The following is a 26,019-nucleotide window of genomic DNA, read 5'->3' on the forward strand; positions in this document are numbered from 1 at the left end:
TTGAACAGATTTTCAGCTTTTGTGATCTAATTATTCTATTTATAAGAATAATTAATGAATAATCATGATGACATTCACACTATTACAGTATGAAAAATTGCAGTATGAAAGAAGCGAGAGTAACGCTAAAAGTCCTCTCATAATTCTTGTATTTAAGGAGCGAGTTATGAGCTACATGCACATTCTTGTCGCTGTTGCCGCCACCCCCGAAAGTCACCAGTTGTTAGCAAAAGCCGTTTCTATTGCGCGCCCTGTCAATGCGCGCATTAGCCTGGTCACCCTGGTCTCCGATCCCGAATTGTATAACCAGTTTGCGGCCCCCATGCTGGAAGACCTGCGTGAGGTAATGCAAGAAGAGACGCTGAATTTTATCGATAAACTCACCCAGCAGGCGCAGTACCCCATTGAGCATACCTTTATTACCTATGGGGCACTCAACGAACATATACTGGATATCTGTCGCAAACACGCCGTCGATCTCGTCATTTATGGCAACCATAATCACAGCTTCTTTTCGCGAGCATCCTGCTCGGCGAAAAGCGTGGTCAGCGCCAGCCAGGTCGATGTGCTGTTGGTGCCGCTGGCAGGCGATTAATGGCCATATCCTCGTCGTCAGGCCAGTTTAGGAAAGTCAGCTACGGTGTCATGCGGTTGGCTTTCAGCATGACGTGGCGTGATCTTTTTTAAGTCGCGGATAAAGTGTGCCTGCCAGTTGTCGATATCGTTTTTAACGATAATGTCCAGCATCTCAGCGTGGCGGGAAATGCGCTCAGCAAGCGGCATGGTTAGCGCGCGGTTTAATGCACCCGCAACATCATCTCTGTCATAGGGATTAACGATCAGCGCCGAGGTCAGTTCATGTGCTGCCCCGGCAAATTGTGAGAGCACCAGCACGCCAGGATTGGCGGGATCTTGCGCTGCCACAAACTCCTTAGCGACCAGATTCATGCCATCGCGCAGTGGCGTCACTAACCCAACATCCGAGTAGCGGAAAATTTTCATCAGCAATTTACGATCAAAATACTGATTCAGATAATAAAGCGGCGTCCAGCCCAGCTGCCCATACTTGCCATTGATGCGCCCGGCTTCAGTCTCCAACTGGTGGCGAATATCCTGATAGGCCTGCACTTCTTCACGCGACGTCGGGGCGATTTGGGTATAGCGAATTTTACCGTGGTGCTGAGGGTAATGCTCCAAAAGGGCCTCGTAGGCCTGAAAACGCTCCGGCAAGCCTTTGGAGTAGTCCAGTCGCTCAACCGAAAAGATATTCTGCACATTTTTTAGCTCGGCCTTGAGCTGCGCCATTTTCGGTGGCAGTGGCCCCGCCGCCTGGCGGGCGATTTCATCGGGTTCAATGCCGATAGGATAAACCTGGGTACGGAACGCCTTTTTCCATGCCTGATGATGATTGTCGCCCCGCGAGGTGACTCGGGTTTGTGCACTCAGCGCATCAAGAAACGCCTGACGGTCGTTTTCGGTCTGGAACCCCAGTAAGTCAAAATCGCACAGTTGCTCAAGCAGCACATCATGCGGGGGCAATGCGTTGAATATCTCCGGCGTCGGGAACGGAATGTGCAGGAAAAACCCGATACGGTTTTTCACGCCACGTTTCCGCAGCTCGCTGGCAAACGGTAATAAATGGTAATCATGAACCCAGATGATGTCGTCATCATTCAGTAAGGGCCGCAGTTTCTCAGCCAATAATGTATTGACCCGCTGATAGCCTTCCCAAGCCGGGCGCTGAAATTGCACCAGATCCAGGCGATAGTGGAAAGCAGGCCATAAAACGGCATTCGAAAACTGGCAGTAATACTCTTCGTAATCCTGCTCACTCAGATTAAACGATGCCCAGGTGATATTGCCGCGGGTGACTTTTTTTAGTGGTTGGTCTTCATTACCCGTCTCACCGCTCCAGCCAAACCACAGCCCCCCCGCCGTTTTCAATGCCCCCAGCACACCGACCGCCAGGCCGCCAGCACTGCCTTTGTCATCCGGTGAGGCAATTCGATTAGAGACTACGACTAAACGACTCATGGCCATCTCTCCTGTCATTCGTTGCTTTTTGTTCTTGCTGCGGACAGTTGATCTGCTCCAGCCAGCGCCAGACATCTGTTACGCCCGCCAGACGCCACATCGCCTGGGTCGCGCCGCTCCCCACCTTCACGGAAATGCCGTCAGCGCGGTTTACCACAGCGAAACCCGCCTCATCGGTTAAATCATCACCAACAAAAACAGGAATGCGCCCGGCAAAAGGGGCTTCCTGCATAAATGCAGCAATCGCTTCCCCTTTGTTCGTCCCCTTTGGTTTTATCTCAACCACACATTTTCCGGGCTGCAGGGCGAGCTGGGGCCATCGGCGCGTGATGCGTTCAGCCAGCGCCAGCAGCGCCGCCTCATGCTGTGGGGCCTGTCGATAATGCAAAGCAAACGCCATGCCTTTTGTTTCTAACGTCGTACCGGGCATGTTCGCCAGTGCAGCATGCAATAGCACGCTAATGTCGTGTTCGACGTCCTGAGGAAGCCGGACAATGTGGGTGTGACCCTTGATGTCGCGGCGCTCAGCCCCGTGCACGCCGGCAAGCGGAAAACGAATGGGATGAGTGAGTGCGTCAAGCTCAGCCATTGAGCGCCCTGAAATCAATGCCAGTGCTCCCGCATTGTGCGTCGCCAGGCGATGTAATAATTGCAGGATCGTCTGCGGGACGGTGACCTGATCGGGATGCGGTTTTATCTCAGCCAATGTTCCGTCGAGATCAAAAAAATAAGCACAGTTTGCGGATAGTTCAGGGGGTACGGTTCGCGATACTGTCACCCGGTGCTCCTCCTTATATTTATACAGCTTGAGGTATGACGGGTATAAGTATAGACAGTGTGACCAGGCTCGCCATTTGCAAAAACAATCGCCAGCCGGTATAGCGGCTGGCGATTGGGAGGAGCTAAACTAAAAAGTTGGCCGTTAAATCATCAAATAGTACGCTTCGCTTTTTGCTTGTAGCGGTCGAAGATCACCGCCGCCAGCAGGATTAGGCCACGGACAACGTACTGGGCGAACGGCGAAATGTTCAGCAGGTTCATCGCGTTTTCAACCGTCCCGAGGATCAGCACCCCGGCGACCACATATGAGATTTTTCCGATGCCACCTTTCAGCGAAACGCCTCCCAGCACGCACGCTGAAATCACTATCAGTTCATAGCCAATAGACGTCATTGGCTGGCCGCTGGTCATACGCGACGCCAGGATAATCCCCGCAACGGCCGATACCAGGCCGGAAAGAATGAAGATAATAATCTTCGTACGGACTACCGGAACACCCGCCAGACGCGCCGCTTCTTCATTACCGCCAATAGCCAGCGTGTTACGCCCAAAGGTGGTTTTATTCAGCAGTAAGCCAAAAATAATGAAGCAGCCAACGGTTAACCAAATGGGAGCAGGCAGACCCAGCCAGTTTGCATAGCCGAGGGCGAAGAAGCGCTCATCTTCGATTCCAACCGCTTTACCGTCAGAGATAATGTAGGCCAGACCGCGCACAATCTGCATGGTCGCCAGCGTGGTAATCAGCGCGTTTATTTTTAAACGGGCAATCACGAAGCCGTTCACCAGGCCGCAAAGAACCCCCAGCAGCAACCCGGCGGCGACGCCTATCCACAGACTTTCAGTCATGTTGATGACCACCGCGGTGGTAACCCCAGCACAGGCAATTACAGACGCAACGGAGAGGTCAAAGTCGCCGGAGGCCAGGCAAAACAGCATCCCACACGCGACCATTCCCGACATAGAAACCGCCAGGCCCAGCCCCTTCATATTAATAAAAGAGGCAAAGTTCGGCACAAAGAGGGCGCACACCAGAAACAGCACGGCGAACACCACCAGCATCCCGTACTGATCCCAAATTCTGCCAAGATTAAGCGCTGATTTGGTTGCGCCAGAACCCGATGTAGAAACGGAAGACATCATACTCTCCTTATTCAGGCTACAGCCTGGCTGACTTTAGGCATAGCAAGGCTCAACGCCTGACGCTCATCCGCCTGTTCGTGGAGCAACACACCGGCAATTTCACCTTCTCTCATCACCACAATACGGTCGGCGACGCCAAGAACTTCCGGCAAGTCACTGGAGGCAAACAGCACGGCAACACCGCGCGCCGCCAGGGCATAAATAACGTTATAAATTTCATGCTTCGCGCCCACATCAATGCCGCGCGTCGGTTCATCGAGCAAAATCACCTTCATATCTTCCGATAACCAGCGGCCGAGAATCGCCTTCTGCTGGTTACCGCCAGAGAGGTTCATGATCAGCTGCTCTGCTCCCGGCGTTTTAATATTGAGTGAGCGGATATGGTGGTCAGCGTTAGTCTCTTCCCAGCCGTTGTTAATCAGGCATCCGCCCAGAACATGTTTACGTCGGGCGCTAATATTGATGTTGTTACGAACCGAATGGACCGGAATAATTCCTTCGGCTTTGCGGTCTTCCGGGCACAGCATCATGCCGGCCTCAATCGCGTGGCTGGGTTTACGGATATCAATCGGCTTTTCATCAATAAAAACCTGACCTTCGGTAATTCGTGTTCCGCCAAACAGTCCTTTCATCAGTTCGCTACGCCCGGCCCCGACCAGACCAAACAGCCCAACGATTTCACCACTGCGCACCGATAAACTGATCGGCGTACGCACGCCAGGCGCTTTAACCTCATGCAAGCGCAGGCGTTCTGTGCCATACGGTCGAGATTTCCAGCCGTAGATATCGCCGAGGTCACGCCCCACCATGGCCTGCACCAGCGCCTCGTGATCGACCTGCTGCATATCGGTAAATGTCTTAACGTACTGCCCATCTTTAAACACGGTAATCGCATCGCTGAGGGCGAAGATCTCTTCCATACGGTGCGAAACATACAGAATGATGCGCCCTTCGTTGCGCAGTTCGCGGATCACGCGGAACAGATTCTCTATCTCCCTGGCGGAAAGCGAGCTGGTAGGTTCGTCAAATGCGATGATTTTGGCGTTACGCGCCAGCGCTTTGGCAATTTCCACCATTTGCCACTGGCCAATGGAGAGATATTTCAACGGCGTGGCCGGATCGATATCCATCCCCAAATGTTTTAGCTGTAAACCGGCTTCGTAGTTCAGCAGAGAGCGGTTCACAATCCCCCCCTTGTGGGGCAGTTGGCCTAAGTAAATATTCTCGGCGACGGTCATTTCCGGCACCAGATGCAGTTCCTGGTAAATAATGGCGACACCGGCGTTCAGCGCGGTGGTGGTGTCCGCAAACGAAACCTCCTCGCCGCGGATCACCAAAGAACCCGTCGTTGGCGCATAGTTACCGCTGAGAATTTTTAATAATGTTGATTTCCCGGCGCCATTTTCACCCATCAGTGCATGCACCTGACCGGCATAGCAGTCAAAGCTAATATCCGTTAGCGCCTTAACGCCAGGGAAGGTTTTGCCAATGCCGCGAAATGAGAGATACGGGGTAGACTGTTGCATAACGTCTCCGTGAATCTAATCTGTTGCCGGATAGCGGCGTTGCCTTATCCGGCCTACTGAGGGCGTAATGTGTTGGCCGGATAAGAGACATTTCGTCTTATCCGGCATGACGTATTACTTGCCGCCTAACCCTTTTTTCGCCAGCTCTTCTTTGAAGTTATCGCGGGTGATCAGCACCACGTCTGTCACTTCAGTAAATGCCGGCGGCTCGGCCCCTTTGGTCACCCAGTTGTAAAGCATTTCACTGGATTTATAGCCGTGTACGTCCGGGCTTGGCAGCAGTGAGCCGTAGAAGCCGGTCGCTTCACCTTTAGACAGTTCGCTAATCGCATCGACGCCGTTGATGCCGATACCAATCACGTTTGGTGCTTTAAATCCCTGTCCTTCGGTCGCACGCACGCCACCCAGCACGGTGTTGTCATTCATGCCGACAATCAACCAGTGTTTGACTTCAGGATGCTGAACCAGCATGGAGTTCGCGGCGTCGAATGCGCCGGGGATATCGTTAGATTTGGTCGGAACCTGATAGATCTGTTTTTCCGGGAAGCCGGCCGCTTTGAGCGCGTCCATTGAACCGGACGTACGACGACGCGCGGTATCAAGTTCGTTGGCGGTAATCGCCATCACGGCAGAAGATTTCACATCCCAGCCACGTTTTTGCATTTCTTTGTACAATTCCTCGCCCTGACGCTCACCGATTTTAGTGGCCGCCATCATCACCAGCGGCACGGTGTCCATCGGCTTACCTTTGGCGTTGGCAAACTGGTCATCGACGGCGATCACTTTCATGTCATAGCCACGCGCCTTTGCCATGATCGCAGGCCCGAGTTTGGGATCCGGCGTACAAATAACAAAGCCTTTTGCGCCACTTGCCGCAAGGCTGTCGATGGCATTCAGGGTTTTCTCACCATCCGGGACGGCAATCTTAATCACTTCAAAACCAAGGTCTTTACCGGCTTTATCAGCAAATTTCCATTCAGTCTGGAACCAGGGTTCTTCCGGCTGCTTGACCAGGAAACCGAGCTTCATGGATTCAGCGATAGCGGATTGTGACATAACGGCAGCCAAACCGATGGCCGCCAGCGCTTTAGTGAATTTGTGCATGGTTAACTCCAGCTTTAACGTTCTTTTATGTAGGGTAAAATCAGACGATTTTTTGTAATTCGGACGTAAAACAAGGCATTACCTTTTATTGATAAGATCAATGCCAGTGCTGAGAGTAGTTGTAGCGGGAAATTGATTCTCCATAAGAGAGCGGCATCACACCACAGAATTACAGTAATTGCGTACATAAATTCAGTGGGAAATGACATAAAAAAACGCGGTTTTTTTGGTGGGGAAAATGAGGCGCAGCAGATTAATCCATAACGTCAGTCAGTGAATCCTTGTTCCCGAATGCACACATTCGGGAACACAATGATTACCAGGGGTAATAAATATGTTCGGCATGGTCGCGAACAGGGGCATCATCTTCCAGCAGACGAGCAGAAACGGCAAAAGCAAAATCAAAAATATGACCTAAGCCTTTGCCGCTGATCAGATTGCCATCTTCGACTACCGGCGCGTCGATGTATTCACCCTCCGTGACGTTTTGCCACAAATCCCCTGAGCACACGTAGCGACGGCCCTTCAGCAGGCCGTTGCCTCCCAGAACCCGGGCGGCGGCCGAGCACACCGGACAAATCAGTTTTCCGGCGGCATCATGACGGGCAATAAACCGGGCAACCGCATCGCTGGCGGCAAGATTCACGCTGCCCTGCGGCCCACCGGGTAACACGACGGCGTCATACATCGTCTCCAGGCGGGCAGCCAGGGTGCTGTCAGTGACCATCGGAATATCGTGATAGCTCACTACCGCACGGGACTCGGCGCAGGCCAGCGTCTCAACGTCAATATGCAGACGGCGAAGAATATCGATGGTGACAATGGCTTCAGCTTCTTCAAAACCGGGTGCCAGCAGCACCGCGACCTTTTTCATAACTAACTCCTCGATTTATTCACATCAATCTAGCCATAAATATCGAATTATTAATGTCATTTGATTAATGCAACTCAGTAAAATTGATCAGGCGCAAAAAAAACGTCAAATATTGAAAACTCGCACCGAGGATACCTTGTTGGAAAATTTAATTTTGTGATATGAAACGCCATTTCATTATCAAATTTTAACTTTAACAACTTTAAAATCAGTTTGTTACATTCACTTCCTCTATACATCAAAATATTTAGACCGAGAATATTTTTATAACAATATGTAAAAAAACATAAATACGCCGATTTAAGGATTTTCTTATGCGCGCACAGGCGCTATGCTGATTTTGATCGGCATAGAATTGCCTCAGTGATCACATAAAGGACCGGCGGAACGGATTTATTCTGCTAACAGTATTACGTGTACGTAGATGTAAAGTGCAACGGCAGCCCGTTGTACTGACGTGAGTAACGTACATTTTCCTTTCTGGAAATAAGGATATTGATATGGCTGCAGTTGGAATTGTTCACAAACTTAACACCCAAATGAATCTTGAGTTTTATGCATCAAACCTCTACCTTCACCTTAGTGAATGGTGCTACGAGCACAGTCTGACCGGCACCGCAACGTTTCTGCGTACGCAGGCACAGAGCAACGTCACGCAAATGATGCGCGTGTTTAATTTTATGAAAAGCGCGGGTGCCAACCCCATTGTCAAAGCCATCGACGTGCCAGGCGATGAGTTGACATCTCTTGAAGACTTATTTCAAAAAACGCTGGATGAATATCAGCAGCGAGCCAACACGCTGTCACGCTTAACCAACGAAGCGGAAGCATTGAACGATGCGCCAACCGTCAATTTTCTTCACGATCTGGAAAAAGAGCAGCAGCAAGATGGTGTGCTGTTACAAACGATTCTTGATGAGGTTCGTAGCGCCAAACGCGCCGGACTGTGTATGGCGCAAACGGATAAGCATCTGCTAAACGTCGTTAACTACCAGCATCACTGATCTCCGGCAACACCCTGTCTGCGCCTCTGTATCCGAGAGGCGCAAAAAAACCTTTCAAAAACCTGAAACAACGGTTTATTTTAGTGCGACTCACTCTGCGGCGTGAACTTCAGTTCGATCAACGCCACGGCTTTTTGAATAGCGCGCATCGTAACCGGATCGCCACCTGCGGGATGACTGGAAAAATCGATGCTTTTCAGCTGGCTGGACATTTTTTCCCGTACTTCGACCGGGGCAATGACATCAATAACATCCAGAATTTGCTTGATAACCAGCTGGCAGGCAACGACGTCCGAAAGCAGTTCCTGATCGGCGTTCAGTGTTTGGGACATAATGAGCTCCTTATAGAAAGGTTGCCATAGTACCCATTCAGCACGCGAAACGATAGCAGTCCGGGCATTACGGCTGCACTGAAAATAAAAAAGAACCTGTGAATTTCATTTGAGATGGCAAGCACAACATGAGTAACGATGTAGCGGTTGAGAATAAACGTGGCCTCTCCCCGGCGGCCTTGCTCGTTGCCGGGGCTTTTTTTATGGAGTTTATCGATGGCACGGTCATCGCCACCGCCCTACCCGATATGGCAAAAAGCTTTGGCGTTGAGGCGGTCGATCTCAACATTGGCATCAGCGCTTATCTGATCACCCTGGCGGTTCTGATCCCTGCCAGCGGCTGGATTGCCGATCGCTTCGGTGCGCGTAAGGTGTTTAGTCTGGCGCTGGCCATCTTTACCCTTGCCTCAGTGCTGTGCGGGTTATCCACCAGCCTCGAAAGCTTTGTAGCGATGCGTATCCTACAGGGAGTGGGCGGTGCGCTGATGGTGCCGGTTGGTCGCCTCGCGGTGCTGCGCACCACGCCAAAGCACCAGTTAATTACTGCCATTGCCACCCTGACCTGGCCGGCATTAGTCGCCCCGATCATCGGTCCCCCGCTCGGCGGGTTTATCACTAGCTATGCCAACTGGCGCTGGATCTTCTTTATTAATGTCCCGTTGGGATTACTGGCGATAGCCCTGGCGTTACGCTTCATCCCCGATATCCATGATGATGAACGCCGCCCCTTCGACATCCCCGGCTTTATTGCCACCTCGGTTGCCATGGTTAGTCTGGTGTATGCCATGGAGTTATTGGGCGCACAACAGCCTCAAGGCTGGCTAACTGCTGGCCTACTTACGCTTGGGGTCGTCACCAGTCTGTTCGCTTTGCGCCATTTTCGCCATGCTGCCTGGCCGATGATTCGTCTCGATGCCCTGCAGGTCCCGACGTTTCGCGTCACGATGTACGGCGGGTCGCTGTTTCGTGCGTCTATCAGCGCGGTACCCTTTTTGCTGCCGTTGATGTTTCAGGTCGGCTTTGGCATGAACGCCTTTCATGCCGGCTCATTAGTGCTGGCGGTGTTTGTCGGCAATCTGACGATCAAACCTGCGACCACGCCGTTGATTCGCTGGCTGGGCTTTAAAAAGCTGCTGTTGATTAACGGTGCGCTGAACGTACTGGCGCTGCTAGCCTGCGCGTTGATTACCCCGCAAACGCCAGTGTGGGTGATTTTACTGGTGCCGTATCTGGGCGGCGTGTTCCGCTCGATCCAGTTTACCGGTGTCAGCACGCTGGCCTTCGCTGATGTTCCCGCCTCGCAGATGAGCTACGCCAATACGCTGTTCAGCACGGCCACTCAATTAGCGGTAGGGTTAGGGATTTCGCTGGCGGCAATTGGCATCAGAATGGGTGATGAAGTCAGCAAGTGGCTGGCGCTGAGCCATGTGCCCGGCATTAGCTTCCGTCTGGCCTTTGTGGTAATTGCTATTATTTGCCTGATCGGCATGGTGGATACGTTGCGGCTCACTCGCGACGCAGGCTGTGCGGTGTCAAACAAGAACCGATAAGCCCGGACAGCGTGCGCCGCCGGGCAAACAGCATTTAGCCAATGATTTCACGGACAAACGCTTCAATCGCTTTGTCCTGGCAGTTTTCAAAGAAGCACTGCTGGAAACGCGGGCCGGATACAGCCGTTTTCACCAATTCGGGATCGATAGCGCGCAGAGTATCAAGATAGTTTTCTTTGACGACCGCCGCTTTAACCTGATTCAGAATACCGGCGTTACGCACCTGTGGCTCTTTACGCTCCGGCGGATAACCCTCGCCGTTACGCCCCGTGAAGGCTTTTTCGAACATATAGCGTACGTTCAGCTCTGCGCCCCAGCCGAAACCTTTCGCAAACGCCAGGGAGAGCGCATTACCGTTGTTGATTTGTGCGAACAGGAACGCATCTGCCGGGTCGAGGCAATAGCCGCACACGACGCCCGGATGGATATTCAGCGACATCATGGCGCCCTGACCCGTACCGCAACCGGTGACGACAAAATCGACAGCTTTAGAATTGAGCAGAATGCTGGCCATAATGCCAAGATGAATATAGGTCAGATGATGGTCATTTTCATCGCTCATCCCAACGTTAAACACCGGGAAACCTTTCTCATCAGCAACGGCTTTAAGCTCGTTATGAATGATCGCGTTTTTGCTTGCCTGGCTGTTTTCCATCATCAATGCAATTTTCATTGTGTCTTCTCCTGAATACGTCGCGGGGGTTCCGCCATGAGTCATAACATTCAGGCCACATTACTATTTTGCAAACTCACTTTCAAATTTAATGAAATTTAGTTTTAAAAAGTAATGATGTGCTCACATTTTTCCTTTGAAACAACCGATTTGCCTCATGCCGAAGACGCCGTTGTGATTACTTGCAGGTGATCGTTAAGTTATTCAGGCCATTGTCAGGCCGCAGTGTATGCAAGGATAGCCTATCACCGAACTTTCAGAGCGATATCATGAAGACCCTAATCCTAACCCTATTGCCGCTCGTGCTGACGGGATGCACTATCACTAAACAGGCACAGGTCAGCGAAGCCAGCCCTATCACCGGTGTAGTGCGCTTGACTTACAACCAGGCCATGCTGCAGACGGCTCGTACCGACGATTATGTTGCCCAGGGTACGGCGACAAAGGAATGTCAGCGGATGGGATACGCCAGCGCGGTGGCGTTTGGCCAACCGGTTGCCACCTGCAGCGTTTATGCCGGTTCCTTGTGCATGAATACCACCATCACGCTCGCCTGGCAGTGCCACGGCGTCGCCGTCCCACAATCCCCCTCTTTTAATTACTAATATGCAGACCAGCATATTGCTGCTGGTCTTTTATTACGCCGGGTTTATTTTTACGATCCAATATCGTTAATGCGTTTTATTCCCATTCGCATTTTTAATAATTAAAATTATTATTTTACCTTTTGCAAATAAATAAATAACAAATTATAGTGATGCCACATCAATATATAATTACCGTTCGTGGAGCAGAACCATGCTGAAAACAGAAATGATCGACCAACTGAATGAGCAAATGAATCTTGAATTATATTCATCTCTGCTCTACCAACAGATGAGTGCGTGGTGCAGCTATCACAGCTTTGAAGGCGCCGCCGCGTTCCTGCGTCGCCATGCGCAGGAAGAGATGACGCATATGCAGCGTCTGTTTGACTACCTGACCGACACCGGCAGCTTGCCGTGCATTAATACCGTGCCATCACCGTTTGCTGAATACGCGTCACTGGATGAACTGTTCCGCGTTACCTATGAACACGAACAGCTGATCACCCAGAAAATTAATGAACTGGCGCATGCGGCAATGACCCATCAGGATTATCCGACCTTTAATTTCCTGCAATGGTATGTTGCCGAGCAGCACGAAGAAGAGAAATTATTTAAATCGGTTATTGATAAATTAACGCTGGCAGGCAAAAGCGGTGAAGGTCTTTATTTCATCGACAGAGAACTGGCCACGCTTGATACACAGAATTAATTCTGTTGGCTAACGGTGGCGCTATACTACCGTTAGCCAGGAATATTAATGGCGGCAGATCTTACTTTCGTGCGTAGAGAAGCCGTCGTCTCTGGCAATAAACTTCCCCTTCGCTGCTAAGAACGCCACCAGCTCAGCCGCCGTCATGCCCTCAGCAGAACAGGTATGAAAACGTGCCTGCTCGCCAAAACGTGCTGTAATCGCCGCTTCAAGGCTGGCATTTGAATACTGTTCGCCAGACTCAATCATCATGTTGAGTACTTCGTGGCCGTGAATAGATTCCATACATTCTCCTCAATAAAGCCCATAGCCTAATGTGAACGGCTTTATGCTGCTTTGCGCTAACGCAGAAAAATGTCATCTGGAATACATCTTAACCACTCACCAAGTGTAAATATAATTATACACGCATTGTAACGGTCATTTGACGAAAATAGCGTTATGCCTTACTCTGCGCCGCAGATACAACTGTTGACTATCTCTGGGACAGAGGAAAGCGTGAAGAATAGAACTCTGGGTAGTGTTTTTATCGTGGCGGGAACCACGATTGGCGCCGGTATGCTGGCCATGCCATTGGCTGCGGCGGGTGTGGGATTTAGCATCACGCTGGTGTTGTTAGTTGGGTTATGGGCGCTGATGTGCTACACCGCACTGCTGCTGCTCGAAGTGTATCAGCATGTACCGGCAGACACCGGGCTCGGCACGCTGGCAAAACGCTATCTCGGTCGCTATGGACAGTGGGTCACCGGCTTTAGCATGATGTTTTTAATGTACGCGCTCACAGCGGCGTACATCAGCGGTGCGGGTGAACTTTTGGCCTCGAGCATCAGTGACTGGACCGGCACCAGCATATCCCCAACGATGGGCGTATTACTGTTCACCTTTGTTGCCGGGGGGGTGGTCTGTGTAGGCACTTCATTGGTGGATCTGTTCAACCGCCTGCTGTTCAGCGCCAAAATTATTTTTCTGGTCATTATGCTGGCGTTGCTGATGCCGCACGTCCATAAAGTCAATCTCCTCACGCTACCGCTGCAGCAGGGTCTGGCGCTTTCTGCCATTCCGGTTATCTTCACTTCATTCGGTTTTCACGGCAGCGTTCCCAGCATTGTCAGCTATATGAACGGCAATATCCGTAAATTACGCTGGGTGTTTATTACCGGTAGCGCCATCCCGCTGGTCGCCTATATTTTCTGGCAGTTGGCCACTCTCGGCAGCATCAACTCATCAACCTTTATGGGGCTGCTCGCCGATCATGCGGGTTTAAACGGTTTATTACAGGCGTTACGGGAAGTGGTAGCCTCGCCGCACGTTGAGCTGGCAGTGCATCTGTTTGCCGACCTCGCGCTGGCGACCTCCTTCCTTGGCGTGGCGCTGGGTCTGTTTGACTATCTGGCCGACCTCTTCCAGCGTCGCAATACCGCAGCCGGAAGACTGCAGACCGGCGTAGTGACATTCCTGCCGCCGTTGGCCTTCGCCCTCTTCTACCCGCGCGGGTTTGTCATGGCGCTGGGATATGCAGGCGTGGCCCTCGCGGTACTGGCGCTGCTGATCCCATCGATGTTGGTCTGGCAGAGCAGAAAACACAATCCTCAGGCGACATATCGCGTTGCCGGCGGCGCTCCGGCACTGGCACTGGTGTTTATTTGCGGTATTGTGGTGATAGCGGTGCAGTTTTCAATTGCGGCAGGACTGCTGCCAGAAGTGGGTTAAAAAAAAAGGGGGCTTAATGCCCCCATTGTCTTAGTGCAGACAGCACTGCTTATATTTTTTACCGCTGCCGCACGGGCACGGATCGTTACGTCCTACCTTGGCATCGACTTTAACCGGTACCTTCGCCGGGGCTTCCTGCGGGTGCGCCATCCAGTACGCGTGTAGATCCAGCGCCGCCAGACGGATAGCCTCAACGCTCTCTTCAAACGCCTCTGGGGTCAGTTTTTCCACCACCTCGAAGTTTTCTTCCGTCCCGTGCAGCGCAATCGCCTCAAGCGCGGGTTTTAACGAATCCGGTAATGTGGACCAGTCAGACAACGCCACACCGCGCATATAGCCAAAGCACCACTCTTCCACAATCGTCAGCTCATGGCCTTCAATTTCGCGCAGGCCAAACAACGGTTCAAACTGCTCCGGGAATTCATCCAGACGATCGGCGGTATCCGCCATGTGCTGAAACGCCAGGTTCATAAAACGCGCCATTTCTTTTTCGGATGACCAGCGAGGGACATACTGCGCGCCGCCCCATATCGCGACCAGCCACTGCTCTGGCTCAATTTCAAAAGGTGAACTGAGCACTGCCGTCAGCAAGCCGTCCAGCTCTGAGACATCCAGAATCGCCTTATCGGTATTGTACTTGGTCAGTACATCATCCAGCCATTCCAGCTCGCTCTCGTTTAACGGTCCCGTTTTCATAACGCTTTTCCTTAGTCAATAATTCTTGCCTGTGTGTATCTTACATGGCTGGCAGAATAACTGATACCAATAGGCATAAACGGCTTACTGTTGCTCAATACGGTTTAACGTGGCCGTGTATCCGGTTTTCGCCACTGCGTTCAGCAGCGTATCAGTAGAAAAACCGTGGGGCACGATGGCTTCGGCCTGTCGAGTCTTAAGCGAAGATTTGGCTTTGATCACGCCGTCAGTTTCGCGCAGCGCCTGGTTCACCGAAATAACGCACAGCGAGCAGGTCATATTTTGGATATCCAGCACCACTTTTTGATTGGCGGCCTGTACCCATAACGGCAGTAATAACCATCCCAGCAGCATTACTTTTTTCATTCAAACACCTCATAAAACCAGGCCACCAGCGTGGGGTAGAATAACACCGGCAAAATCAGCGCCACGGCGAACCAGTATAGAACGCGCATCTGCGTCAAGGTTAACCGCCCGGTGCACCACAACCGTTTAGAAAAATAGAGTCGCCAGAAGACCCGTAATAATAACCCTAACGTCAGCACCATCAGGGGGATACGTAAAAATTCAGCCTGGGTGAATACCGCAAAGCCCGCCGCGGAAATACCAAACAGCAGATATAACAGCGGCCCGACGCAGCACAGACCGGCGGTGACAGCCGCCGCAGCGGCCGTCAGCAGGGTTAATCCCGCCCCCTTAGCGTTGTTCTGTTGCGACATAGCGGTAAGAGAACGCTTTAGGGTCATAGAAATTGATCGGATCGCCGTCCACTTCAGCATAAGGGTAACCAAAGTTGTTCATCGCACCCTGCTCGGTTGCCGGATACAGTTCAAAATCGCGTCCGTAGTTGAAACCCACCCAGTTCATTTCCCAGTTACCAAACAGGTAAGCGTTGACGGCCTGGACATCGGCATCCTGATGGGCTTTTTTCTCTGCCAAACGCATTTTGGTCACGTCTGCCGGGTCGCACGGCAACCAGCCGTAACCGGCCAGATAGAACTCAGCACGACAGTGCTGTCCACCACTAACATCGGCAACCCCTGCGCTGTCGGCTTTGCCAAACGCGCTTTTCGAATAGCGTTCCAGCTTAGTGGCTTTCCCCAAGCGGATGCCAAACAGTTCACGCGCAGGAATGCCGCTAGCCCGAGCCAGTGCCACAAAAACGGAACTCATGTCGGTACATTTTCCCTTAAGCTTGCCGCTTTTCAGGATCTCTGCGACATCGCCTGTCCCGCAGCCAATCACGTCATTATCACGCTCCATATAGCGACTCACCCACTCATAAATAAGGCGTGCTTTTTTCAGTGGGTCCTGCTCCGTCCCGGTAATTTTACGCGCGGTTTCCTGAACCAGGCCATCGATGGGCGTATGCGCTGTCGGCAGCAGATACGGTTTGACATCCAGCGGGTAAATAATCTGCGCCGGCGCTTGCCAGGTTTTTAGCGCGTCATGTTTCAGCGGTTCCCAGTCGGTCGTTTCAATCTCAATATCGACCTTTATCAGCAACTCACCCTGCGAATCGGGCCAACTGGCAAACAGCGTTTTGGCGCCGTAGGTGTTATTAGTGGTGACGTACGCCTGCTTATAGTTGCCGGTAAAGACAAGGTTTGTCATCTGCTGAAACGCGGTGTCTACCGGCAGCGGTATCCACAGCTTCACCACGCCACGCGATCCCTGAGGTGGATTGAGCTCATAGGTTTGTGATAACACAAAACGTCGACGCGCCACCGGCGCTGCTAACGGCTCTGCAGCTTGTACTGTCTGGCTAACTATCGAAGGGCCGACGAATCCGGCGGCAGAAAGGAGTACGCTATTTTTAAGAAACTGGCGACGTTGCATTGCTGTCTGTCCATATTATGAGAGTTGAGCCACGGCGAGCGTAGGCGATCATCACAGCAGACAGACGCTGACGTAAAAAGGCGAGTCGATGGGGATTATTCATCAATAACAGACCTGTTAACTGTGAATGAAAAGAGAACCGATTAAGCCACTTTCGACCACAAGAGTACAGGCGCAATAAGAAAAAAGGCAAAGAATGCATAAAATATGCGAGTCCCCTTATCTTGCTCGCCATTACATTAAAACATATACACAGGAGCGCCTAATTTGCGGGCCAGTCCTCTTGCGCCCTCGCGCATGACCGTATCGTGATTCCAGCGAAATACGGGGGCTGCCAGCGGGGCAAGATAGTTCATCCAGCGAAGCGTAGTGCGAATGTTCCAGTCGTATCTGACGAGTGTCTCCTTACCTAATTCGACAAAAGACCATACCCCACGACCTTCAACCTCACCGCAGGCTTCTCCTTCGAGCAGAGAACACGGCTGAATATTCAGTACATTAATATCAAAGGTTAAACGATACGGCAGCGCCCCTTTCCAGGTATAACGGTGCAAGGCGCCGATACCCAGCCCATCACCTTTCTTAATTTCGGTGACTCGCTCCAGACTTCCCCACCACTCTGGCCACTGGTCCGGATGCGAGAACACCTCCCAGACCTCCTGGAGTGACGCCTCAACCCGCCAGACGGTAGAAAACTGATATTCGGCCATTGCACTGGCTCCTTCAAGGCGTGAAGAAATTGGCAGGAAATAGGACGTTAACGATCAGTGAGTCCATCAGCACCGTTTCCAGCAGTTTTCCCTCCAGCGTGTAGCTCATCACTTTGGCAGGCAGCCCATAATAGTTATCTAACCAAAGGTCATAGCGATGAACACCATCAACAACCATTGCCTTCGGCCCCACCACCGAGACATAGGTGACCGAGCGCCCGGATAGATTCTCCACGCCAAGGGTGGTGGTGGTTCCCTCACGCTGCAGACGGCGAATATTCCCCAGCAAAACGCCGATGTCAGACCGGTCCACACGATGACCACGCTCATCCTGAATCAGTGAATTAGTAGGCGACAGCGTCAAAACAGGCAACGTTCCCAGCCCAAATGGCCACAACGTCACCTTCCCACTATCGGGGTTATAGGTCAGTACCGCACCAGCATGCGGTTGGGTGAAGTCCATTCGTACATATCCGGGTTTTTTATAGCTATAGCGAATAATTTTGCTCGCCTCTGTCGTGGATGAGGAACGCATAACAACCTGATAGGATTGTATTTGATCAAACCTTTGTTGATAGCGACTGATGGGGTCTTGCGACGGAGCAGACGCCACAGCAACGCTCACTGTTACTGGATACGCTATCACGCTAAAAACGAGTAACATTGCAGACATCATCGTCAAAGAGAGTAAGCCTCTCATGATCGTCTCCTGCATCGGTAGGGTCTGCAAACAGGAGTTGTCACCTGTTACCTGCTTTCATTATAGGGGGGAATTCAGCGGTGCTGACTGGCTGGATAATCATTATTTTCACACACACAGCGTTAAAATTAATCATACCTACGCCGGGTACCAACGCTGCCAAACGCTATACTTGAATAGCCACATTTTTATCAGGTATTCATCATGAAACGGTCACGGGTACGTTCATACTTCGCCTTCACCGTACTGTTGATGACGTCATTCAGTGCTATTGCCAGCACCTTACAGGACCAGGCCGCAAGAGAGCGTGAATTAAGTGCGGCGCTGTCTACCGGCAACAGCGTCATCATCATTGGAGGAACGGAGGATTTCGGTTTCACGCTCAGGTCCCGCAACAAAATCCATCGGCCTTTTGCGATTCAGGATGGCATTGGCGATCCCATTATGTTTAACCGTTTTCAGAACCAGATTTACAATCCCGCCCGAGATGGGTTCAGTAATAACCCGGCCCGCGGAGGATTTATGATGGGTGCACCGATTCGCAGGTAGATGCCTATTGAAACCTTGCCCTTAGAAACGATGCCGATGCGGGTCAACAAATTACAGGCACAACAAAACCACCCGTAGGTGGTTTCACGACACGGCTTATTGATTTAATTATTCAATTGGAATGGGACTGAATCCACACAAGCCGAACACCAAGGCGAGGTTTTACTGATACAAAACGGAGAGCGTAAAACATGTCGCAAGCGCTACATCAACTGGATTGCGGTTGGCCGGATGAGTCCGGGCATTTAGCACTTTCTAAAAGTGCCTCATCTTGCGCTAGTAGGGTAATCACGTCTCCAGCAATATCAGACCTGATTCCAAGAGATTTGTGTGCAACATAGGCAGCGACAGCCAGCGGCCTCCATTTAAAGCAAGCTGCAATACGCCTGATCTCTTCAATAACCTTGAATGTGTCACATTCTAAGGCCAAGCTTGCACGCGCTGTGTCAAAAGATATTCGCTGAGCATTGGTCAGCGGGGGAAGCCTTTTAAGCTCTGCTGTGATTATTCGCTGAGCTTCAACACCTATAGAAGATCCGCCTTCGACTATCCCCGTCAATCCAACAAGTTTTCCACCATCGCTACGGCTATTATCATCTTTGACCTGGAGCGGAACAGTCTGGGCCATCAGCTCGACATCCTGCTGAAGGAGATCGAGCAATTCGGGCATAATTTCAGGGTTAATTACACCTTTCAAAGCATCTACTCGTTTTGCCAAGGTCACAGGAGAGCAACCCAAGCGAGTTGACATAGAAATAAGGCGATTTGCTATCATGAAAATGTCATTCAAGCCAATTAAAGGCTCACACTCGCTGCGGAGTATCATATCTTCACGTTGGGCATAATTTTGCTTAATGGGTTTCCTGACCTTAGGTTTTGCTTTTTGACTCGTATAGCTACGCAAAGCATCCTGTGTGCTTTCTATTAGCATGTTAATACTGTTTGTCAGATCTTCACTTCCTTTCAGACTGGAGGTGATCTGATGCATTTTATGAAGCCTTGCCAGCATTTCAGGCGTTACGCTCCCTGACGCTATACTCAGGCTTATCTCATGCAAATTTTTGATAATTCCAGTGGCAATTTGCGATGGGTCAGACGCAATCTCTTTAACTTGGTGGCTATTTTGTATTGTACGCTCCATCAGTTTGAGCACGTCTTTCCAATCGGTTTTTACACCACATTTTAGGGCTTCAAGCCTGGAAATCGTATTACGAAGGCTGTGACATTTCGCCAAAGGGATGGCCTCGCCTACGTTTTTACCCATTCTCAGCCAATTAATAAGGGCAATAAAATCGTTTGCTGCAGAATCATTCAACCCTTCAACGACACGTTTTCTCACATCGGGATCAGAAAAGTTCGTTCTTGGCTTCGGAAGGCGATCATTTGTATGGTCGCTTGGTTTCTTCATACCGTTTACTCAGAATATTTTAATGAATCAAGCGTTGCTCGATGTCAGTAGAATAAGGGGTCAAAACAATACAACTAAATCAAATATAAGGATATTCCCCTCATTGAGCAATATTGAAAACGGTCTTTCTCGTACTCCTTCACGAAGCGGTCATCACACATTGCCGTTCTTCAGGTTGGTCAGGTATGGATTCGGGTGAGCCCGTCATCGCTCAATCCGGACTTCAACGACCATTGCACATATCAGTCGCAACTGAAGGAATACCCACGTTAACGCCCTCTTGAATAGTGGATATAAACACAGTATAAGTACTGTATATTCATCCACCAGAAAGGCAGTGTGCAATGTTTGTGGAACTCGTTTATGACAAAAGAAATTTTGATGGTTTGCCGGGTGCAAAGGAGATTATTTTAGGCGAGTTGAGTAAGAGGGTTCACCGACTCTTCCCGGATGCGGATGTTCGAGTTAAACCGATGATGACACTACCGGGGATCAACACAGATGCCAGTAAGCACGAGAAAGAGCAGATAAGCCGAACCGTTCAGGAAATGTTTGAAGAGGCTGAGTTCTGGCTGGTGTCAGATTAAACATCCCTGATTCATCATTCTGGGTAAGTACAACCCGCCGCGAGTGGCAGTCATTCAAGACTCACACTTCATACATTCGCCAGTCAACCGCTGCCATATCTTTGCATACAGTGTGGTGGCGGCAAATTTTCCGACTTTGACTTCCAATTCACTTTTCTCGTTCTGAAAGCAAAAGAGCGTTCTGTTGTTACGTTTGCAGTGAGGCAGTAATGCCCTCTCTGTATGGTGAATCTGAATGGCTACACAATGGTCAAAGCAAATTACAGGCACAAAAAAACCACCCGTAGGTGGTTTCACGACACTGCTTATTGCTTTGATTATTCTTTTCTTTCCCATGGTGCCCGGAGTGGGACTTGAACCCACACAGCCTTACAGCCGAGGGATTTTAAATCCCTTGTGTCTACCGATTTCACCATCCGGGCTCGGGAAGAAATTGGAGGCGCGTTCCGGAGTCGAACCGGACTAGACGGATTTGCAATCCGCTACATAACCGCTTTGCTAACGCGCCGAAATCTTCAGGCTTTTCAGCCAACACCCGCATATTGCCGATGTTTAAAATTTGGAGCGGGAAACGAGACTCGAACTCGCGACCCCGACCTTGGCAAGGTCGTGCTCTACCAACTGAGCTATTCCCGCATCACCAAGTAACTTTGTTAATCACTTGATTTTACTATCGTCTGGCAATCTGTGCTGCCGTTCGATGCGTTGCATTCTACTTACCTGACGCACTGAGTCAACGATATTTTTCACCACTTTCGATCGTTTGCTGAAATTTGCGTCGAAACGATCACTGATCAAGCAAATCTCCACGTGCAGCTCTCAAATACTGGAACATTGACCACAATGTCAGTATCGCAGCAACGAAGAAAAGCGCGATCCCGGCGTATTCAACCCAGATATTTGGCCGCCACAGCAACCACGCCAGTGCCGCCATTTGTGAGGCGGTTTTGACTTTACCGATCCATGACACGGCTACGCTGTTGCGTTTCCCCAGCTCGGCCATCCATTCGCGCAGTGCTGAAATGATAATTTCACGGGCGATCATCGTCGCAGCAGGTAATGTTACCCACCAGCTGTGGTAGTGCTCCGCCACCAGCACCATGGCGATAGCCACCAGCACTTTATCGGCGACCGGATCGAGGAAGGCACCAAAACGCGTACTTTGGTTCCAGCGGCGTGCCAGAAATCCGTCAAACCAGTCGGTAACCGCCGCGATACAAAAGATCAGCGCACTAACAAAGGGAGCCCAGGTAAATGGCAGATAAAACGCCAATACAAAGAATGGGATCAGAATGACGCGAAACAGCGTGAGCAATGTAGGGATATTAAATTGCATATGACGGATAACTATCTGTTGTCAGTGAAATTACCCCTATGTTGCTACAGAGGGCCTAATGTTTCAACGAGTAGAAGATCTTTTCTGCCAGACCTTGCGAAATACCCGGCACTTTTGCAATTTCTTCGACACTTGCGTTACGAAGCCCTTGCAAACCGCCCATGTACTTTAGCAGCATCTGTCGACGTTTTGGTCCAACGCCCTCAATGGTTTCCAGGGTACTGGTGCTTTTCACCTTCGCCCGTTTTTTACGGTGTCCGCTGATAGCGTGATCGTGTGATTCATCGCGAATATGTTGAATTACGTGCAGCGCAGGCGAATCTGGCGGCAAGCTGAACCCCTCACCTTCCGGTTCAAAGAACAACGTTTCCAGGCCAGCTTTACGATCCGCCCCTTTTGCCACGCCAAGCAGGAGCGGATGGCTTTTATCCCAGGGCACATCCAGTTCAGCAAATACCGCTTTCGCCTGCCCCAGTTGACCTTTGCCACCGTCGATCAGAATAACGTCCGGGATCTTACTTGCTTCAATCGCCTTGCCATAACGGCGGCGCAGCACCTGATTCATCGCTGCATAATCATCACCGGGGGTAATACCGGTAATATTATAGCGGCGGTATTCAGCACGTAGCGGTCCATTAGCATCGAAAACCACGCAGGAGGCTACCGTCTGCTCGCCCATGGTATGGCTGATGTCGAAGCACTCCATGCGTTTAACCGCCGGTAGCTTCAGCACCGATGCCAGCGCCGTCAAACGTTGTGTAATGGTGGACTGCTGAGACAGTTTGGTGGTCAGCGCCGTTGCAGCATTGGTACGCGCCAACTTCAGGTAGCGCGCGCGATCGCCACGCGGCTTCGTCTGGACGTTAATCCGCCGCCCGGCGAGCTCAGACAACGAATCGGCCAGCAGCGTTTTATCGCTCAGATTAAAATCGAGCAGGATCTCACCGGGCAAAGTGCGCATCTGGCTGCCCTGTAAATAAAACTGTCCGACAAAGGTCTCGACCACTTCGCCCAGTTCCGTTCCCCCCGGTACTTTAGGAAAATAGCTGCGGCTACCCAGCACTTTTCCCTGACGGATAAACAAAACATGCACGCAGGCCATCCCGGCATCAAACGCCACGCCGATAACGTCAAGGTCATCCCCAGTGTTGGAAACAAACTGTTTTTCGGTGACACGACGGACGGCCTGAATTTGGTCGCGAATACGCGCGGCCTCTTCAAATTCCAGATTCTGACTGGCCTTTTCCATCCGGGCGATCAATTGCGTTAACACCTGATCATCTTTGCCGGACAAGAACAAGCGGACGTAGTCAACCTGCTGCGCGTACTCGTCTTCGCTCACCAGACCGGCGACGCAGGGACCGAGACAGCGGCCAATCTGATATTGCAGACAAGGGCGCGAGCGGTTGCGGTAGACACTGTTTTCACACTGACGAATTGGGAAAATTTTCTGCAGCAGTGCCAACGTTTCACGCACGGCATAGCCGTTAGGGAATGGACCGAAGTATTCGCCTTTGGCATGCTTCGCCCCACGATGCATCGCCAGGCGCGGGTGGGTATCACCGCTAAGAAAGATAAAGGGGTAAGACTTATCATCGCGTAACAGCACGTTGTAGCGCGGCTGGTACAGCTTGATGTAGTTATGCTCAAGTAACAACGCTTCGGTTTCAGTATGCGTCACCGTCACATCAATCTGCTGAATAAGCGCCACCAGCGCTTCAGTTTTACGCGACGCGAGGTTGCTGCGGAAGTAGCTGGAAAGTCGCTTTTTCAGATCCTTCGCTTTACCGACATAGATAACCGTCCCGGCGGCATCGTACATACGATAAACGCCGGGCTGGCTGGTGACGGTTTTCAGGAACGCTTTGGCATCAAACTGTTCGGTCACTGGCTTGTTAACGTCTCCGCATTACACAGGCCATGGCGGATTGCCAGGTGAGTCAGCTCTACGTCGCCGTGAATGTTTAATTTACTGAACATTCGGTAGCGATAGCTGTTCACCGTTTTCGGACTGAGATTCAGCTGCTCTGAGATCTCATTGACCTTCTGGCCTTTGGTGATCATCAGCATAATCTGCAACTCGCGTTCAGACAAACTGGCAAACGGTGTTTCCGTTTTCTCCGGCTCAATTTGGCTGAGCGCCATCTGTTGAGCGATATCAGAAGCAATATAGCGCTGTCCGGAATAGACGGAGCGAATGGCGCTAACCACTTCCTGAGGTGCAGCGCCCTTGCTCAGATAACCTGCGGCCCCGGCCTGCATGACTTTTGCGGGCAATGGGTTTTCAGTATGAACGGTCAACATGATCACTTTTATGTCAGCCGTAGAACGCGCAATTTTACGTGTTGCTTCAAGCCCACCAATACCGGGCATATTCATGTCCATCAGCACGACGTCGGCGGAATTTGAGCGACACCATTTCACAGCATCTTCGCCGCAGCACGCTTCGCCGACAACTTTAATGCCTTTTATATCTTCAAGAATGCGTCGTATCCCTGCGCGCACCAGTTCATGGTCATCAACAAGAAAAACGTTGATCAAAGGAATATCTCCAGAATAGGGATAACGCTACCGATAGTTAATCGGTCCTATGTTAACGGGTTTTATCTCAACTTTGAAATGTAAAAAACACCTGTCTTTCGATTTTGCTCTCGTTTTTGGAAATTAGATTGTACGCCGCGTGGAAACATTCACTGCTGACGGCGTTCTGCCGGAGTTATATACGAATCGCTGTTTCAAAATGGTGACAAAAAATTCATATTCTTCAGTTGAATGCTAAATAAGCAGGCAAAGATGTAACAAGAATTAACGAGTAAAATACTCGAAATAAACAAAGGATGGAGAAAATATATGCACTGCAACATCTTGTTTATTTTAATAACGGCGGTTAATGTTTGCGCAAAAAACAGCCACTGATATTTTTAGCCGCGCTTATGGTATACTCCGCCGCCTTAACATTTGCCATCGCACTTTTTCATAGAGACATAACGAGGAAAATAAATGAGTACGCCTGATTTTTCCACTGCTGAGAATAATCAAGAACTGGCTAACGAAGTCACCTGCCTGAAAGCCATGTTAACGCTGATGCTGCAGGCAATGGGACAAGCCGATGCAGGCCGCGTGATTCTTAAGATGGAAAAACAGATCGCGTTGATTGAAGATCAATCCCAGGCTGCGGTATTTTCCAACACTGTTAAACAAATTAAACAGGCCTACCGTCAGTAATAAGAAACCGGCTGATAGCGCTGCAATCAGCCGGTTTTGCGTCTGACACTCAGAACGACAACTTATTCAGATAAGCCCGGTCGCTGCGGCATAGCAGGCAATCTGTGTTTTGTTAGGTGCATTAAACTTCTTCTGCATATTCTTCTGATGGAAGTTCACGGTATTTTCAGAAATCGACAGGATCATCGCTATTTCTGCCGACGTTTTTCCCTCTGCGGTCCATTTCAGTATTTCTTTCTCCCGCTTACTAAACCGCATCTCTGGCGCCATCACCATGTCATCTTCCAGACGCGTCAGAACGGACAAACTTTCCCTCACCAGCAATTGCATTCTGAGTTCCACTTCATCCTGCGCAAAGCGGCCATTACGCACACTCGCACACGAGACAGAAAGAAAGCCCAGCGCCCGGTTCGGCAGCATTAAGCATTGCGTCATCCCCTTGCGTAAACCGTGATTACGCGCCGCATCCCACAGGGGTTGTGCATCGCGAAATAAGGTATCGTCCCAGGGAAGATGGCCCTGCCTGAAATTTTCTGGCTTTAACACGGGGTCAATCGCGAGAAAATTTTCGGACTGATAATGCGCCACCCACGCTTTGGGATAGGTTGTATGAAGCGCCGTTTTGGGTCGGGTAAACGGCACCGGGTGACGAACACAGAGCGCGTAAAAATCGAACTCCAGATGCTGCGTCTGATGTTGTAGTTCGTTATAGACGTCATCTGCCGTCGCCATTTCCTGAAAGCGTAACAGCATGCTCCGTCGCCAGGTGAAGAAATCGTGATCCTGCATACTAAGTGGTCATGTCCCTGAGATTGATAATCATCACAAATGAGAATGAAACAAACTAACACATAAATGTATTTTATATATGCAGATTATCGGACAAGAATGGATTTACTTGAGTATTACGCTTAATCGAGGCCGCAGGACCAGATACTATGTTAAT

Annotated in this window: 30 protein-coding genes and 3 tRNA genes; 10 read left to right on the forward strand and 23 right to left on the reverse strand. The window is 50.7% G+C overall.

What is annotated here, in order from left to right; translation table 11 throughout:
* Positions 1–166: 166 nt before the first annotated feature.
* On the forward strand, positions 167–595 hold the full coding sequence (gene uspC, locus QNN86_RS08080; RefSeq protein ID WP_096757465.1) for a universal stress protein UspC: 429 nt from the start codon (positions 167–169) through the stop codon (positions 593–595).
* 17 nt (positions 596–612) lie between these two features.
* Here uspC and otsA read toward each other — a convergent pair whose 3' ends face one another.
* From otsA to QNN86_RS08110, 6 genes are all read right to left on the reverse strand, one after another.
* On the reverse strand, positions 613–2,034 hold the full coding sequence (otsA, locus tag QNN86_RS08085) for an alpha,alpha-trehalose-phosphate synthase (RefSeq protein ID WP_182270042.1): 1,422 nt from the start codon (positions 2,032–2,034) through the stop codon (positions 613–615).
* The gene (otsB, locus tag QNN86_RS08090; protein ID WP_181619176.1) at positions 2,009–2,812 is read right to left on the reverse strand and encodes a trehalose-phosphatase; all 804 of its coding nucleotides are present in this window, start codon (positions 2,810–2,812) and stop codon (positions 2,009–2,011) included. Before otsB ends, otsA begins: the two co-directional genes overlap by 26 nt.
* Before the next feature lie 152 nt (positions 2,813–2,964).
* Positions 2,965–3,951 (reverse strand): L-arabinose ABC transporter permease AraH, encoded by a 987-nt coding sequence (gene araH, locus QNN86_RS08095; protein ID WP_096757468.1) that lies wholly within the window; start codon positions 3,949–3,951, stop codon positions 2,965–2,967.
* Between the two features lie 14 nt (positions 3,952–3,965).
* The gene (gene araG, locus QNN86_RS08100) at positions 3,966–5,480 is read right to left on the reverse strand and encodes an L-arabinose ABC transporter ATP-binding protein AraG (RefSeq protein WP_115258797.1); all 1,515 of its coding nucleotides are present in this window, start codon (positions 5,478–5,480) and stop codon (positions 3,966–3,968) included.
* Positions 5,481–5,594: 114 nt separating this feature from the next.
* Positions 5,595–6,584: an arabinose ABC transporter substrate-binding protein gene (locus tag QNN86_RS08105; RefSeq protein ID WP_115258798.1), complete on the reverse strand. Its 990-nt coding sequence runs from the start codon at positions 6,582–6,584 to the stop codon at positions 5,595–5,597.
* Between the two features lie 316 nt (positions 6,585–6,900).
* Complete coding sequence (locus tag QNN86_RS08110) at positions 6,901–7,458, reverse strand: DJ-1/PfpI family protein (RefSeq protein WP_181619175.1); 558 nt, start codon at positions 7,456–7,458, stop codon at positions 6,901–6,903.
* 500 nt (positions 7,459–7,958) lie between these two features.
* On the opposite strand from QNN86_RS08110, the gene QNN86_RS08115 reads away from it, so the two are divergent.
* On the forward strand, positions 7,959–8,462 hold the full coding sequence (locus QNN86_RS08115; protein WP_181619174.1) for a non-heme ferritin-like protein: 504 nt from the start codon (positions 7,959–7,961) through the stop codon (positions 8,460–8,462).
* An 80-nt stretch (positions 8,463–8,542) separates the two neighbouring features.
* Here the strand turns inward: QNN86_RS08115 and QNN86_RS08120 are convergent, their stop codons facing one another.
* Positions 8,543–8,794: a DUF2766 family protein gene (locus QNN86_RS08120; RefSeq protein ID WP_096757473.1), complete on the reverse strand. Its 252-nt coding sequence runs from the start codon at positions 8,792–8,794 to the stop codon at positions 8,543–8,545.
* A gap of 128 nt (positions 8,795–8,922) precedes the next feature.
* Here QNN86_RS08120 and QNN86_RS08125 point away from each other — a divergent pair, with 128 nt between their 5' ends.
* The gene (locus QNN86_RS08125; protein WP_414210906.1) at positions 8,923–10,344 is read left to right on the forward strand and encodes an MFS transporter; all 1,422 of its coding nucleotides are present in this window, start codon (positions 8,923–8,925) and stop codon (positions 10,342–10,344) included.
* Between the two features lie 34 nt (positions 10,345–10,378).
* On the opposite strand, the gene QNN86_RS08130 is transcribed toward QNN86_RS08125, so the two are convergent.
* Positions 10,379–11,017, reverse strand: a complete 639-nt coding sequence (locus QNN86_RS08130; RefSeq protein ID WP_115258802.1) for an RpiB/LacA/LacB family sugar-phosphate isomerase — start codon at positions 11,015–11,017, stop codon at positions 10,379–10,381.
* Between the two features lie 269 nt (positions 11,018–11,286).
* On the opposite strand from QNN86_RS08130, the gene QNN86_RS08135 reads away from it, so the two are divergent.
* Together QNN86_RS08135 and ftnA are read left to right on the forward strand one after the other, a co-directional pair.
* Positions 11,287–11,622 carry a YecR-like lipofamily protein gene (locus tag QNN86_RS08135; protein WP_117341916.1) on the forward strand — a complete coding sequence of 112 codons (336 nt, stop codon included), beginning with the start codon at positions 11,287–11,289 and terminating at the stop codon, positions 11,620–11,622.
* A 193-nt stretch (positions 11,623–11,815) separates the two neighbouring features.
* A complete protein-coding gene (gene ftnA, locus QNN86_RS08140) occupies positions 11,816–12,313 on the forward strand; it encodes a non-heme ferritin (protein ID WP_096757477.1) in 498 nt (165 codons plus the stop codon).
* A 45-nt stretch (positions 12,314–12,358) separates the two neighbouring features.
* Here the strand turns inward: ftnA and QNN86_RS08145 are convergent, their stop codons facing one another.
* The gene (locus QNN86_RS08145; RefSeq protein ID WP_096757478.1) at positions 12,359–12,598 is read right to left on the reverse strand and encodes a YecH family metal-binding protein; all 240 of its coding nucleotides are present in this window, start codon (positions 12,596–12,598) and stop codon (positions 12,359–12,361) included.
* A 213-nt stretch (positions 12,599–12,811) separates the two neighbouring features.
* Between QNN86_RS08145 and tyrP the strand changes: the two genes are divergently transcribed.
* Positions 12,812–14,023 (forward strand): tyrosine transporter TyrP, encoded by a 1,212-nt coding sequence (gene tyrP, locus QNN86_RS08150; RefSeq protein WP_181619172.1) that lies wholly within the window; start codon positions 12,812–12,814, stop codon positions 14,021–14,023.
* Between the two features lie 30 nt (positions 14,024–14,053).
* Here tyrP and QNN86_RS08155 read toward each other — a convergent pair whose 3' ends face one another.
* The 6 genes from QNN86_RS08155 to QNN86_RS08180 form a co-directional block, all read right to left on the reverse strand.
* Positions 14,054–14,719, reverse strand: a complete 666-nt coding sequence (locus QNN86_RS08155; RefSeq protein WP_096757479.1) for a YecA family protein — start codon at positions 14,717–14,719, stop codon at positions 14,054–14,056.
* A gap of 84 nt (positions 14,720–14,803) precedes the next feature.
* Positions 14,804–15,085 carry a heavy-metal-associated domain-containing protein gene (locus tag QNN86_RS08160; protein ID WP_096757480.1) on the reverse strand — a complete coding sequence of 94 codons (282 nt, stop codon included), beginning with the start codon at positions 15,083–15,085 and terminating at the stop codon, positions 14,804–14,806.
* Complete coding sequence (locus QNN86_RS08165; RefSeq protein ID WP_137399679.1) at positions 15,082–15,438, reverse strand: mercuric transporter MerT family protein; 357 nt, start codon at positions 15,436–15,438, stop codon at positions 15,082–15,084. Before QNN86_RS08165 ends, QNN86_RS08160 begins: the two co-directional genes overlap by 4 nt.
* Positions 15,416–16,558 carry a transglutaminase-like domain-containing protein gene (locus tag QNN86_RS08170; RefSeq protein WP_279276991.1) on the reverse strand — a complete coding sequence of 381 codons (1,143 nt, stop codon included), beginning with the start codon at positions 16,556–16,558 and terminating at the stop codon, positions 15,416–15,418. The genes QNN86_RS08165 and QNN86_RS08170 overlap by 23 nt, the downstream gene beginning before the upstream one ends.
* A 239-nt stretch (positions 16,559–16,797) precedes the next feature.
* On the reverse strand, positions 16,798–17,268 hold the full coding sequence (locus tag QNN86_RS08175) for an SRPBCC family protein (protein WP_181619169.1): 471 nt from the start codon (positions 17,266–17,268) through the stop codon (positions 16,798–16,800).
* Positions 17,269–17,281: 13 nt separating this feature from the next.
* Positions 17,282–17,731: a hypothetical protein gene (locus QNN86_RS08180; protein ID WP_279276992.1), complete on the reverse strand. Its 450-nt coding sequence runs from the start codon at positions 17,729–17,731 to the stop codon at positions 17,282–17,284.
* A 441-nt stretch (positions 17,732–18,172) separates the two neighbouring features.
* On the opposite strand from QNN86_RS08180, the gene QNN86_RS08185 reads away from it, so the two are divergent.
* Positions 18,173–18,517: a hypothetical protein gene (locus QNN86_RS08185; protein ID WP_182270046.1), complete on the forward strand. Its 345-nt coding sequence runs from the start codon at positions 18,173–18,175 to the stop codon at positions 18,515–18,517.
* Positions 18,518–18,725: 208 nt separating this feature from the next.
* On the opposite strand, the gene QNN86_RS08190 is transcribed toward QNN86_RS08185, so the two are convergent.
* Positions 18,726–19,925 (reverse strand): hypothetical protein, encoded by a 1,200-nt coding sequence (locus QNN86_RS08190; RefSeq protein WP_279276993.1) that lies wholly within the window; start codon positions 19,923–19,925, stop codon positions 18,726–18,728.
* A 344-nt stretch (positions 19,926–20,269) separates the two neighbouring features.
* Here QNN86_RS08190 and QNN86_RS08195 point away from each other — a divergent pair, with 344 nt between their 5' ends.
* The gene (locus tag QNN86_RS08195) at positions 20,270–20,512 is read left to right on the forward strand and encodes a DinI family protein (RefSeq protein WP_279276994.1); all 243 of its coding nucleotides are present in this window, start codon (positions 20,270–20,272) and stop codon (positions 20,510–20,512) included.
* A 335-nt stretch (positions 20,513–20,847) separates the two neighbouring features.
* Here QNN86_RS08195 and QNN86_RS08200 read toward each other — a convergent pair.
* From QNN86_RS08200 to uvrY, 6 genes are all read right to left on the reverse strand, one after another.
* Positions 20,848–20,934, reverse strand: a tRNA-Leu gene (locus QNN86_RS08200).
* A gap of 12 nt (positions 20,935–20,946) precedes the next feature.
* A tRNA-Cys gene (locus tag QNN86_RS08205) sits at positions 20,947–21,020 on the reverse strand.
* A 52-nt stretch (positions 21,021–21,072) separates the two neighbouring features.
* Positions 21,073–21,148 (reverse strand) — tRNA-Gly (locus QNN86_RS08210).
* A 151-nt stretch (positions 21,149–21,299) separates the two neighbouring features.
* Positions 21,300–21,848: a CDP-diacylglycerol--glycerol-3-phosphate 3-phosphatidyltransferase gene (gene pgsA / locus QNN86_RS08215; RefSeq protein WP_096757488.1), complete on the reverse strand. Its 549-nt coding sequence runs from the start codon at positions 21,846–21,848 to the stop codon at positions 21,300–21,302.
* Positions 21,849–21,903: 55 nt separating this feature from the next.
* Positions 21,904–23,736, reverse strand: coding sequence for an excinuclease ABC subunit UvrC (gene uvrC / locus QNN86_RS08220; RefSeq protein WP_096757489.1), 1,833 nt, complete (start codon positions 23,734–23,736; stop codon positions 21,904–21,906).
* The gene (gene uvrY / locus QNN86_RS08225) at positions 23,733–24,389 is read right to left on the reverse strand and encodes a UvrY/SirA/GacA family response regulator transcription factor (protein WP_096757490.1); all 657 of its coding nucleotides are present in this window, start codon (positions 24,387–24,389) and stop codon (positions 23,733–23,735) included. Before uvrY ends, uvrC begins: the two co-directional genes overlap by 4 nt.
* A 349-nt stretch (positions 24,390–24,738) precedes the next feature.
* Here uvrY and QNN86_RS08230 point away from each other — a divergent pair, with 349 nt between their 5' ends.
* Together QNN86_RS08230 and QNN86_RS08235 are read left to right on the forward strand one after the other, a co-directional pair.
* Complete coding sequence (locus tag QNN86_RS08230; RefSeq protein WP_249417880.1) at positions 24,739–24,828, forward strand: hypothetical protein; 90 nt, start codon at positions 24,739–24,741, stop codon at positions 24,826–24,828.
* A gap of 20 nt (positions 24,829–24,848) precedes the next feature.
* On the forward strand, positions 24,849–25,073 hold the full coding sequence (locus tag QNN86_RS08235; RefSeq protein ID WP_181619167.1) for a DUF2594 family protein: 225 nt from the start codon (positions 24,849–24,851) through the stop codon (positions 25,071–25,073).
* 66 nt (positions 25,074–25,139) lie between these two features.
* On the opposite strand, the gene sdiA is transcribed toward QNN86_RS08235, so the two are convergent.
* Complete coding sequence (gene sdiA / locus QNN86_RS08240) at positions 25,140–25,862, reverse strand: transcriptional regulator SdiA (protein ID WP_181619166.1); 723 nt, start codon at positions 25,860–25,862, stop codon at positions 25,140–25,142.
* Positions 25,863–26,019: the final 157 nt, after the last annotated feature.

Source organism: Citrobacter sp. C348, assembly GCF_047467975.1.
In the GTDB taxonomy this organism is placed as follows: domain Bacteria; phylum Pseudomonadota; class Gammaproteobacteria; order Enterobacterales; family Enterobacteriaceae; genus Citrobacter; species Citrobacter gillenii.